Raw genomic sequence first — 10,942 nt, 5'->3', positions numbered from 1 at the left:
ACGGCGGGCGTGATCACGCGGGCCTGATCACGCCCAGGCGCTGGGTGGCCCGGGTCAGCGCCACGTACAGGTCGTTCACGCCGTGCGGGGCGCCGGCCCGGATGCCGTCCGGGTCGACCACGAGGACCGTGTCGAACTCCAGGCCCTTGGCCTGCCGGGGGTCGAGCAGGACCACCGGGCGGGTGAGGTCGGGGGCGGTCCCGTGGGCGGCGTCCGGCAGGGCGGCCAGCAGGGCGGGATGCAGCCCCGCCGGGGCGATCACGGCGAGCCGCCCGTCGGGGCGGAGTTCGGCGGCGACCGCGTCGGCGGTCTCCCGCACCGGGTCCGGGACGGTCCGGTCCCAGGGCTCGACGCCGGTGGAGCGCACCGAGCCCGGCGGTTCGAAACCGGGGTCGGTCTCCCGGCGGACCCCGGCGGCGACGGCCATGATCTCGGCGGGCGTCCGGTAGTTGACGCCGAGCCGGACCAGTTCCCAGCGGTCCTCCACGTACGGGGCGAGGATGTCCTCCCAGGCGCCGACGCCGGCCGGGTCGCCGGTCTGGGCGGGGTCGCCGACCAGGGTCATGGAGCGGCCGGGGCTGCGGCGCATGAGGAGCCGCCAGGCCATCGCGGAGAGTTCCTGGGCCTCGTCCACGATGATGTGCCCGAAGGCCCAGGTGCGGTCGGCGGCGGCCCGCTCGGCGGCGCTGCGGTGGTCGGCCTCCTCGTGCCGCTCGGCGAACCGCTCGGCGTCGATGATGTCGTGGGCGGAGAGGACCTCGGAGGCGTCCTTGTCCTGTTCCTCCTTGTCCTCGAACTCGTAGGTGCGGGAGGCGTAGGAGACGTCGAGGACGCCCTGCGCGTACTGGATCCGCTTCTGCCGCTCGGCCTCCTCGGCGGCGCGGGCGGCCGAGTCGTCCTCCCCGAGGAGTTCGGCGGCCTCGTCGAGCAGGGGCACGTCGGCGGGGGTCCACCCGCCCTCGTCGTGCTCCCCGCGGCGGATCGCGTCGGCGTCGGCGTCGGGCAGGTGGGTGGGGTCGGCGAGGTAGTCCGCGAGGAAGTCCCGCGGGGTGAGGGCGGGCCAGAGGGTGTCGAGGGCGGCGTGGACCCCGGGGTTGGCGGCGACGCCCTTGGCGAGCAGGGCGATGTCGTCGGGGCCGAGGAAGTTGGGGCCGCCGTAGGGGTCGGCGCCGATCCGGTCCGCGAGCTGCCGCGCGAGGTCGTCCAGGACCCGGAAGACGAAGTACGGGCGGGCGAGGTTGTGCGGGAGGGCGGTCTCGCGGGCACGGTGACGGGCCTCCAGGGCCATGCCCCGGTCGATGACCAGGTCCCCGTCCTCGTGGGGGACGACGAGGGGCTCGTCGTGTCCGGGGACCCGCTGGCGGTCGCGCACGGCGGCGGCGAGGGCGCCGGCCATGGCGGCGGAGCCCTTGACGGCGGCGGCGCGCGGCGTGTCGGTGCCGGTGGCGCGGACCCCGGGGAAGAGTTCGGCGGGGGTGGCCAGGAGGACGCCGGTCTCGCCGAGGGAGGGCAGCACGTTGCCGATGTACCCGAGGAAGGCGGGATTGGGTCCGACGATGAGGACGGCCCGCTTGGCCAGCTGCTCGCGGTGGGCGTAGAGGAGGTACGCGGCGCGGTGCAGGGCGACGGCGGTCTTGCCGGTGCCGGGGCCGCCCTCCACGACGAGGACGCCCCGGTGCGGGGAGCGGATGATGGCGTCCTGCTCGGCCTGGATGGTCTGCACGATGTCGTGCATGCGGCCGGTGCGGGCGGCGTCGAGCGAGGCGAGCAGCACCTCGTCGGCGTCCCGGCCCTCGTGTCCGGTGCGGGTGGCGTCGGCGAGGTCGAGCACCTCGTCGTGGAGGGCCGTGACCGTGCGGCCGGCGGTGCCGATGTGCCGGCGGCGGGAGAGGCCCATGGGCTCGTACCCGGTGGCGAGGTAGAAGGGGCGGGCGACCTCGGCGCGCCAGTCCACGACGAGGGGGGTGCGGTTCGGGTCGTCCTCGCGGATGCCGAGCCGGCCGATGTGGTGGTCCCGTCCGTCGCGGAAGACGAGGCGGCCGAAGCAGAGCCCGCTCTCCCCGGCGTTGAGCGCGGCGAGCAGCCCGGACTGCTCGGCGACCATCACGTCCCGTTCGAGCCGGCTCTGGTTGTTGCCGACGCCGGGGGTGCGCAGGGCCTGCCCGACGGCGTCCTCGGCCTGGTCCCTCAGGGCGTCGAGTCGTGTGTAGAGATCGGTGATGAATTGTTGTTCATTCCGAAATTCCTCGGTTGACAATTCGACTCCCGGCGCGGTACAGTACGTTTATTGAGCTTCTCCGTGAATTGTAGGCGCACTTGGGTGCGCCTTTTTTGTGCGCAGACACGGAATCCATCAATATACGCTCCGCGACGCCCCGACTGTCAATTCCGGTCGGGGTTTTTCCGTTCTTCCCCCGGCGGTTCAGGAGCCGAGGACGTCCTCCAGTTCCTCCAGGAGACGGCGCTTCGGGCGGGCGCCGACGATCGACCTCACCGGTTCACCTCCCGCGAAGACCATGAGGGTCGGGGTGGCGAGGACCCCGTAGCGGGTCGCGGTGCCGGGGTTGCGGTCCACGTCCATCTCCACCACCCGGAGGCGTCCGGCCCGCTCCCGGGCGATCGCGGCGAGCACCGGCTTGAGCTGGCGGCAGGGGCCGCACCAGGTGGCGGTGAACTTCACCAGGACCGGCGGCCCCGACTCCAGCACCTCCGTGGCGAAGTCCGCGTCCGTCACCTCGGTCACGTCCGGCGTGTTCGTCGTCATGTCCGTCATTCCTCCGTCTCCGTGGCCAGTTCGCACCGGGGCTCCGGGCCGTGCGGCAGTTCCGCCTCGGCCCGGAGGAGCTGGGCGCCCACCTGGGCGCGTACCGTACGGAGCTGTTCGATCAGGCCGTCCAGCTCGGCGAGCTTCCGCCGGTAGACGGCGATCGACGCGGGGCACGCGTCCCCCGCCGGGTGCCCCGCGCGCAGGCACTCCAGGAACGGCCGCGTCTCCTCCAGCTCGAACCCGAAGTCCTGAAGGGTCCTGATCTGCCGGAGGAGCCGCAGGTCGTCCTCGTCGTAGGTGCGGTGCCCCCGGTCCGTGCGCCGCGCGGTCAGGAGACCGCGCGACTCGTAGTACCGCAGCGTCCGCGGGGTGGTCCCGGCCCGCTCGGCCAGCTCTCCGATGCGCATGCCCCCGACGGTAGGTCCTGACGTCGGCGTCAGGGCAAGGGCGTACGCCCGGAAGTCCGCCTCCCGCCGTCGGCGGCGGGAGGCGGACTCCGCGGTGCCGGGCGTCCCGGCCGGCCGGCTCAGACGCCCGCCGGGCTCTTCTCCCCGCCCTCCTCGGCGCGCTGGTCCGGGACCGGGGTCGTCGGGGCGTGGTCGTCGAGGAGGGTCTTCTCGTCGAAGGGGACGCGGCCGGCGAGGACCTCGGCCACCCGCTCCTTGTCGATCTCCTTGGTCCACGTGCCGACGAGCACCGTGGCCACCGCGTTGCCCGCGAAGTTGGTGAGGGCGCGCGCTTCGCTCATGAAGCGGTCGATGCCGACGATCAGGCCCACTCCGTCGACCAGTTCGGGACGGTGCGACTGGAGGCCGCCCGCGAGGGTGGCGAGGCCCGCGCCGGTGACGCCGGCCGCCCCCTTCGAGGCGATGATCATGAAGACGAGGAGCGAGACCTGTTCGCCGAGCGAGAGCGGGTCGCCCATCGCCTCCGCGACGAAGAGCGAGGCCATCGTGAGGTAGATGGCGGTGCCGTCGAGGTTGAAGGAGTAGCCGGTCGGCACGGTGATGCCGACGACCGGCTTGGAGACGCCCAGGTGCTCCATCTTCGCGATGAGGCGGGGCAGCGCCGACTCGGAGGAGGAGGTGGAGAGGATCAGCAGGAACTCACGGCCCAGGTACTTGAGGAGGGCCCAGATGTGGATGCCGGCGACCAGCCGCAGGATCGCGCCGAGCACGACGAAGACGAAGAGCCCGCAGGTCAGGTAGAAGCCGACCATGAGGACGGCGAGGGACTTGAGGGCGTCCAGGCCGGTCGCGCCCACCACGGCCGCGATCGCGCCGAACGCGCCGACCGGGGCGACCCACATGATCATGGCGAGGACGCGGAAGACGAGCCGCTGGATGTGTCCGATCCCGCGCAGCACCGGCTCCCCGGCGGCGCCCATCGCCTGGAGCGCGAAGCCCGCGAGCAGGGCGACCAGGAGGGTCTGGAGCACCTCGCCCTCGGTGAAGGCGGAGACGAGGGTGGTGGGGATGATCCCGAGGAGGAAGTCCGCCGTGGACTCGCTCGCGCCCTCCGCCTGCTTGGCGCCGGCCTCCGCGACCTCCTTGGTGAGGTGGAGTCCGGAGCCGGGCTCCAGGAGGTTGCCGACGAGCAGGCCGATCGCGAGGGCGACGGTCGACATGACCAGGAAGTAGCCGAGGGCGAGACCGCCGACGGCGCCGACCTTCGCGGCCTTCCGGACCGAACCGACACCGAGCACGATCGTGCAGAAGATGATCGGGGAGATCATCATCTTGATCAGGTTGACGAAGCCGGTGCCGAGCGGCTTCAGCTCGACGGCGACGCCCGGTGCCAGGAACCCGACCGCGATGCCGAGCAGGACGGCCCCGATGACGGCCAGATACAGATAATGGGTGCGGTCCCGGCGTGCGGCCACGGGTACCTCCTCGTGCTGATGGGTGTCCGTCGGGCGTCCGCGTCCCGGTGGATCTCCGCGACTATCCACCAGCCCCCGACCGGGGTCACCGTTGCGTGCGTTTCGTTCACGGCGGGGCCGGTGGGGTACGGGCCGGGGCCGGACCGGCCGGGCGCGCGGGCCGGACCGCGGCTCCGGCGCCCGGAACGGGCCGTGCACACTTACCGGCATGCGCGACCCCCTCTCCCGGCTCTCCCGGCTCCCCCGGCTCCCCCGGCCCCGCAGCCTGGCCGGCCAGCTCTTCGCGATGCAGATCGTGCTCGTGGCCGCCGTCGTGGCGGGGTGCGCGGTCTTCGCGTACCTCACGGACCGGGCCCAGGCCGAGGAGACCGCGCGGCGCCAGGCGACGGCGACCGCCGCGGCCGTCGCCGACTCCCCGTCCGTGGTGGCGGCGGCGCGTTCCGCCGACCCGTCGGCGGCGCTCCAGCCGTACGCGGAGGCGCTGCGCCGCCACGCGGACGTCGCCTTCGTGGTGATCATGGCCCCGGACGGCACCCGCTGGACGCATCCGGAGCCGGACCAGATCGGCCGTACGTACCTCGGCCACATCGAGCAGGCCCGGCGGGGACGGGTCCACTCCGAGACCCACCTGGGGGTCCTCGGGCCCTCCGTGCGGACCGTGGCGCCCGTCTTCGACCGTGACGGACGGGTCGTCGCCCTGGTCAGCGCGGGCATCACGATCGAGCGGATCAGCGAGCAGGTGCGGGAACAGGTGACCGCCCTGCTCGGCACGGCCGGCGCGGCGCTCGCGCTCGGCGGGGCGGGGACGTACGTCGTCAACGCGCGCCTGCGCCGCCACACGCACGGCATGAACGCCACGGAGCTGAGCCGGATGCACGACTACCACGAGGCCGCCCTGCACGCGGTCCGGGAAGGGCTCGTGATGCTCGACGGACGGCGTCGGATCGCCCTGATCAACGACGGGGCGCGGGAGCTGCTGGGCCTGGACGAGGGGGTCGTGGGCCGCCCGGCGGCGGAACTCGGCCTGCCCGCGCCGCTGACGGGGGCGCTGCTCTCCTCGGAGCCGCGCGTGGACGAGACGCACCTGACGGCGGACCGGGTCCTCGTCGTCAACACCCGCCCGGTGGTGGGCGGGGAACGGCACGGAACCGTCGTGACGCTCCGGGACCGCACGGAACTCCAGGCGCTCTCCGGCGAGCTGGACTCCGAACGGGACTTCACCGAGGCCCTGCGCTCCCAGGCGCACGAGGCGGCGAACCGGCTCCACACCGTCGTGTCGCTCATCGAACTGGGCCGGGTGTCCGAGGCGGTGGAGTTCGCGACGGCGGAGCTGGAGCTGGCGCAGGCGCTCACCGACCGGGTCGTGGACGCGGTGGGCGAGCCCGTCCTCGCCGCGCTGCTGCTCGGGAAGACGGCGCGGGCCAACGAGCGGGGCGTGGAGCTGGTCCTCACCGAGGACAGCCGCATCGACGACGGCCGGGTGCCGGCGGCCCTGCCCGCCCGGGACCTGGTGACGATCCTGGGCAACCTGATCGACAACGCGGTGGAGGCGGTGAGCGGAACCCCGCATGCGCGCGTGACCGTCACGGTCGCGGCCCGCGCGGGCGACGGGGAGCTGCTGCTCCGCGTCGGGGACAACGGGCCCGGCGTCCGGTCCGCCGACCGCGACGCGGTCCTGGGCCGCGGCTGGTCCACCCGGGGCCCCGGGCGCGGCCTCGGCCTGGCCCTGGTGCGCCAGACGGTCTCCCGCGCCGCGGGCACGCTGGACCTCGCGGACGGGGAGGAGGGCGGGGCGGAGTTCACCGTACGGCTGCCGCTGGGAAAGGCGGGACCGGGCCGGGAATCCCCGTCCGGGCCGGAACGGGACCGGCCGTCCGGGCCTGGCCGGGTGCCCGCGCCCCGGGAGGACGGCGACGGCGGCCCCCGTACGGACGGTTCCGCCGGGGCGGAGGGCGGCTCCCCCGGTTCGGCGGACGGTCCCTCCGGCTCGGAGGTGACGGGGTGAGTACGGCTCCCCTGCGGGTCCTGGTCGTCGAGGACGATCCGGTGGCGGCGGACGCCCACGCGCTCTACGCCGGGCGCGTCGAGGGGTTCGCCGTCGTCGGGGTCGCCCACTCGCGGGCCGCCGCCGCGCGGGTGCTCGACCGGACGCCGGTCGACCTGATCCTGCTCGACCTGTACCTGCCGGACGGCCACGGCCTCCAGCTCCTGCGCGCCCTGCGCGCCGCCGGGCACACCGCCGACGTCATCGCGGTGACCTCCGCCCGGGACCTGGCGGTGGTCAGGGAGGGCGTGTCCCTGGGGGTCGTCCAGTACGTCCTGAAGCCGTTCGCCTTCGCGACCCTCCGGGACCGGCTCGTCCGGTACGCCGAGTTCCGCGCGTCCGCCGGGGAGGCGTCCGGGCAGGACGAGGTGGACCGGGCGCTCGCCGTCCTCCGCGCCCCGCACCCGGCCGCGCTCCCCAAGGGCCTGAGCGCGCCCACCCTGGAGGCGGTCACCCGTACCCTCAGGTCCGCCCCGGGCGGGCTCACCGCCGCCGAGGCGGGGGAGGCCGTGGGAATCTCCCGGATCACCGCGCGCCGCTATCTGGAGCACCTCGTGGCCGGAGGCCGGGCCGTGCGCGTGCCGCGGTACGGGCAGGTCGGGCGCCCCGAACTCCAGTACCGCTGGCTCGACGGCCCGGCGCGCCCGGCACGGGGCCACTGAGGCCGGCCGCCGGCCGATCCCCGGAGCGCGGGGCCGGCCGCCGGACGATCTCCGGGGCACGGGAGCGGGCACCGGACGGCCCCCTCGGGGGCCGGGGTGGCCGGGCGGCTTCCGGCCACCCCGGCCGGTTCACCGTTTCCGCCGTACCGCATGTTTGGGTGAACGCACCGTAGCCATCCGTCACCCCCACCCCTACGGTGGCGGCGTGCACCCAGCCTCCCCTCCCTTCGACGCCCTGGCCGCGCGCCGCCTGCGCGAAGGTCTCGGCATGGCCCACGGCCACGTCGCGTACGGCCTGCGGGCGCAGTACGACATCTCCGTCACGCCCGACACCGTCCTCGACTGGGAGCGCGGCCGGGCCGTGCCGAACGAGCGGGAACTCGCCGCCCTCGCGGGCGTCCTGTGGTGCTCGCCCGCCGAACTGCTCACCGCCGCCTCCACCCTGCGCGAGCACCGGACGGCGCGCGGGCTGTCCCCCGAGGACCTGGCCCGGCGGGTGGGGCTCGCGGCCTCCGCGTACCGGCGGATGGAGGAGGAGGGGCGCTGGCGCGGCACCGACCGCCAGACGGCCGCCCTCGCGGACGCGCTCGGCCTCGGCCCGCGCGCGCTGATCACCGCGACCGGCGGCGACGAGCGCCTCGCCGGGCTGCTGCGCGACGCGGCCACCACTCGCTGGCAGGCGTACGTGAAACCGGCGGTGCGGATGGTGCCGCTGCCCCGGCGGACCCTGGAGGCGGCGCTCCAGCGGCTGCACGCGGACTACCACGCCCGGATGGCGGCGACCGGCGGCTGGGGCGCGTCGGGGTCCACCGGCGACGGGGGCCGGGCGTACCTGGACGACGTCGTCTCCCACTTCTGGGCGGCCGTCGGGCCCTGAGACGGGCGCCGGAACCTCCCGGGCCCGGCCCCTCCGCCCCGGCGGTTACAGGGAGTCGAGGCCGCGCTCGTGCCGGTCGACGGCCTCGCGCACGGTGTCGACGAAGCCGTTCCGGTACGCGGGGGCCCGGGGCGCGGTGGCGGACGCCACGCCGGCGGTCCCCCGGCGGCCGGAACCGCTGCCGAACGTGCCGAACATCGCCCTGCGCGGTTCGGTGGACGTCTCCAGCTGAGCGCCGGCCCCGGTGCGCGTGCGGTTGACGATGTTGGCCGGATCGTCGCCGTTCAGCTCGGCGTCGCCGCCCGCGACGACCACCTCGACGCCCAGGGAGGAGTCGAGCCCGTGGCGGTCGAAGGCCCTCGCCAGGTTGCGGACCAGCCGCTGGTCCCGGCCGCCGATGAGGATCCGCTTGGCCGACGGGGCGTCGTCCGGCAGGTAGCCGTGGAGGGAGACCGCGTAGAGGTTGTTGCCGCAGACCGCCAGGGCGGCGGGGTCGTCGCAGTGGGCCGAGGCGACGTGGAGGGGCTTGGCGGGGGCCGGGAGGGACGCGGTCAGCGTCTCGAACATCCAGGAGTCGCGCTGCACCGCGCCCGGGGTGCTCGTGTCCGGCTTCGGCTCGGTCCCGGGCTCCGCACGGTCGTAGCCGGCGAGGGTGAGGCACAGTTCGGTGGTGCCCGCCTCCAGGCCGCCGCCGTGCGGGGCGATGATCGCCGTGCTGCGGACGGGGGCGCTCGTGAGCACGCCGAGCGGGGCGGCCGGCGCGGGGTCCTTCGCGTAGTCGTTCAGGGTCACCGGGGCGCCGCAGCGGAAGCGGCGCATCCAGTGGACGCCCTCCTCGTAGACGTCGCTGCTGTAGAGCGCGGCGTTCGAGGCGAACTCGGTGGACCCGGCCGCGGCGGCGGTGCCGCCGTTCCCCGCGAGGTCGTTGACGAGGGGCAGGGCGGCCGCGGCGGCGACGGTCGTCAGGAGAGCGCGTCTGCTGGGGAGAGTCATGGAACGATCACCCCCACGGGGACAACTCCCCCTTGACGCGCGGCGGGAGCGGCCCCGAGACCCTTTTCCGGCGCTGGGGGAGGAGCGCGAGCGGCGAGATCCGGTACCGGGTGGAGTTCAGGACGAAGGGCGAGCCCTGGGGGAGCGTCCCGGCGGGGACGGTGAGGACGCGTCCGATCCCCGCCACCGGCCCGAGGGAGTGCCGGGGCGCGTCCGGGACGTCCCGCCCGGGCCGGAACGGCGAGGAAGCCCCCGGACCCCGCCCGCCCTCGCCCAGCCCTCTCTTGGCTCTTGGCTCTTGGCTCTTGGCTCTTGGCTCTTGGCCGGTAAAGATACTTCGCGCGCCGATATATGATCGGCCCATGGCACGACAGAACCCGTCCCTGACGGAATCGCAGTACTTCATCCTCGCCGCGCTCCTGGACGGGCCCCTGCACGGTTACGGCATCATCAAGGCCGCCGAACAGGCCACCGGCGGACGGCTCCGGATCGCCGTCGGCACCCTCTACGGCGCACTGGAACGGCTGGAACGCGCCGGTCTCGTCGCCGCCGGCGCGGAGGAGATCGTCGACGGACGCGCACGGCGCTACTACCACCTCACCGACGAGGGCACCGACGCGCTCGACCAGGAGGCACTGCGCATGCGGCAGGCGGCGTCCGTCGTCCTCGGCCGCGCCCGGGGCGCCGGGGCGGCCCCGGCATGAACCGCCTGCTCCTCGCCGCCCACCCCAAGTCCTACCGCTCCCGGCACGGGGCGGAGCTGCTGGCCTGCCTCTCCGAGGCGTACCCCGGCCGCTCCTGGCCCCCGCCGCGCGAGGCCGTCGCCCTCGCGCGCGCCGGCGTCCGGGCCCGCGCCCGCGCCGTCGCCGACGACACGGCCCGCCCCTGGTGGCTGGACGGCATCCACCTGGCCGCCCTCGTCCTCGCCGCGCTGGCCCTGGTCCCGTACCTCCAGGACGTGTGGCACTGGGCCCTGCGCATCGACCCCGGCACCCACGCCATCGCCTTCCGCCACTCCGGCTGGTTCCCCTGGGCGCGGGGCGAGGGCGGCCGGACCCGGCTGCTGCCCTACGGGCTGCTCCCGCTGACCGCCCTGATCGCCCTGCTGCGCGGCAGGCCGTGGATCGCCCTGCCCGCCGCGGCGACGATGATCCTCGCCGGCTCCGTCTTCCCCGGCGGCACGCTCTTCGGCACCGAGGGCAAGGTGGGACTGGGCTACTACGGGCTCGGCGCGCCGATCACCGCCCACGACCCGGTCCTGTCCGCGGCGCTCTGCGCCGCCTGCGCCGTCCTGGCCGTCTGCCGCCCCGGCCGGCTGCGCCGCCACTCGTACCGCCGGCTGGTCCCCCTCGCGTTCGCCCTCTTCGTCGCCGGCGGACTGCACGTCATCGCCATCAGCCCCCTCTTCCAGCGCGGCATGTTCGTCCTGGAGATCGCCGGGCTGCTCGCCGCGTGGGCCGCGACGGCCGCCACCGGCGACCACCGCTGGCTGGTCCCCGTGGCGGCGTTCGCGTTCGTCCGCGTCCAGGCGATCGTCCTCCGGCCGGACGGCTTCATGCGGTCCCTGCCCGACCTGCTCGTCCTCGTCCTCCTCGTCGCTCCCCTCCCGGCCCTGGCCATCGCCGCCCGGCGCCGTCGGGACCGGGCACTCCTCGGCTGAGGACATCCGGCCGCACCCCTCACCACCACCGACCGCGACTCCTCCCGCAGACAGAGA

At 74.8% G+C, this 10,942-nt stretch carries 10 protein-coding genes; 5 read left to right on the top strand and 5 right to left on the bottom strand.

The window, feature by feature from the left end:
* Window positions 1-13 precede the first annotated feature (13 nt).
* The 4 genes from ACZ6AQ_RS15640 to ACZ6AQ_RS15625 all read right to left on the bottom strand — a co-directional run bounded on the left by ACZ6AQ_RS15640 (window position 14) and on the right by ACZ6AQ_RS15625 (window position 4,649).
* A complete protein-coding gene (locus ACZ6AQ_RS15640; RefSeq protein ID WP_468760293.1) occupies window positions 14-2,257 on the bottom strand; it encodes a HelD family protein in 2,244 nt (747 codons plus the stop codon).
* A 165-nt stretch (window positions 2,258-2,422) separates the two neighbouring features.
* Window positions 2,423-2,764 (bottom strand): thioredoxin family protein, encoded by a 342-nt coding sequence (locus tag ACZ6AQ_RS15635; RefSeq protein ID WP_468760292.1) that lies wholly within the window; start codon window positions 2,762-2,764, stop codon window positions 2,423-2,425.
* A 5-nt stretch (window positions 2,765-2,769) separates the two neighbouring features.
* Window positions 2,770-3,174 carry a MerR family transcriptional regulator gene (locus ACZ6AQ_RS15630; RefSeq protein WP_468760291.1) on the bottom strand — a complete coding sequence of 135 codons (405 nt, stop codon included), beginning with the start codon at window positions 3,172-3,174 and terminating at the stop codon, window positions 2,770-2,772.
* A 119-nt stretch (window positions 3,175-3,293) separates the two neighbouring features.
* Window positions 3,294-4,649: a cation:dicarboxylate symporter family transporter gene (locus ACZ6AQ_RS15625; RefSeq protein WP_468760290.1), complete on the bottom strand. Its 1,356-nt coding sequence runs from the start codon at window positions 4,647-4,649 to the stop codon at window positions 3,294-3,296.
* Window positions 4,650-4,857: 208 nt separating this feature from the next.
* Between ACZ6AQ_RS15625 and ACZ6AQ_RS15620 the strand changes: the two genes are divergently transcribed.
* From ACZ6AQ_RS15620 to ACZ6AQ_RS15610, 3 genes are all read left to right on the top strand, one after another.
* The gene (locus ACZ6AQ_RS15620; protein ID WP_468760289.1) at window positions 4,858-6,654 is read left to right on the top strand and encodes a sensor histidine kinase; all 1,797 of its coding nucleotides are present in this window, start codon (window positions 4,858-4,860) and stop codon (window positions 6,652-6,654) included.
* On the top strand, window positions 6,651-7,355 hold the full coding sequence (locus ACZ6AQ_RS15615; RefSeq protein WP_468760288.1) for a response regulator: 705 nt from the start codon (window positions 6,651-6,653) through the stop codon (window positions 7,353-7,355). The genes ACZ6AQ_RS15620 and ACZ6AQ_RS15615 overlap by 4 nt, the downstream gene beginning before the upstream one ends.
* 205 nt (window positions 7,356-7,560) lie before the next feature.
* Entirely contained in the window at window positions 7,561-8,232 is a 672-nt protein-coding gene (locus ACZ6AQ_RS15610) for a helix-turn-helix domain-containing protein (RefSeq protein ID WP_468760287.1), read from the top strand.
* Window positions 8,233-8,277: 45 nt separating this feature from the next.
* Here the strand turns inward: ACZ6AQ_RS15610 and ACZ6AQ_RS15605 are convergent, their stop codons facing one another.
* Window positions 8,278-9,225, bottom strand: a complete 948-nt coding sequence (locus ACZ6AQ_RS15605) for a poly-gamma-glutamate hydrolase family protein (protein ID WP_468760286.1) — start codon at window positions 9,223-9,225, stop codon at window positions 8,278-8,280.
* A 362-nt stretch (window positions 9,226-9,587) separates the two neighbouring features.
* Here ACZ6AQ_RS15605 and ACZ6AQ_RS15600 point away from each other — a divergent pair, with 362 nt between their 5' ends.
* The gene (locus tag ACZ6AQ_RS15600) at window positions 9,588-9,929 is read left to right on the top strand and encodes a PadR family transcriptional regulator (RefSeq protein ID WP_468760285.1); all 342 of its coding nucleotides are present in this window, start codon (window positions 9,588-9,590) and stop codon (window positions 9,927-9,929) included.
* On the top strand, window positions 9,926-10,885 hold the full coding sequence (locus tag ACZ6AQ_RS15595; RefSeq protein WP_468760284.1) for a hypothetical protein: 960 nt from the start codon (window positions 9,926-9,928) through the stop codon (window positions 10,883-10,885). The genes ACZ6AQ_RS15600 and ACZ6AQ_RS15595 overlap by 4 nt, the downstream gene beginning before the upstream one ends.
* Window positions 10,886-10,942 lie beyond the last annotated feature (57 nt).

The sequence above is a fragment of the Streptomyces sp. NPDC041191 genome, from assembly GCF_055591945.1.
This window is presented reverse-complemented; position numbering and strand designations above follow the sequence as displayed.

Coding starts and splice junctions, on each gene's coding strand:
- ACZ6AQ_RS15635 (WP_468760292.1), bottom strand. CDS start 2,764: ATGACGACGAACACGCCGGACGTGACCGAGGTGACGGACGCGGACTTC.
- ACZ6AQ_RS15600 (WP_468760285.1), top strand. CDS start 9,588: ATGGCACGACAGAACCCGTCCCTGACGGAATCGCAGTACTTCATCCTC.
- ACZ6AQ_RS15620 (WP_468760289.1), top strand. CDS start 4,858: ATGCGCGACCCCCTCTCCCGGCTCTCCCGGCTCCCCCGGCTCCCCCGG.
- ACZ6AQ_RS15595 (WP_468760284.1), top strand. CDS start 9,926: ATGAACCGCCTGCTCCTCGCCGCCCACCCCAAGTCCTACCGCTCCCGG.
- ACZ6AQ_RS15630 (WP_468760291.1), bottom strand. CDS start 3,174: ATGCGCATCGGAGAGCTGGCCGAGCGGGCCGGGACCACCCCGCGGACG.
- ACZ6AQ_RS15605 (WP_468760286.1), bottom strand. CDS start 9,225: ATGACTCTCCCCAGCAGACGCGCTCTCCTGACGACCGTCGCCGCCGCG.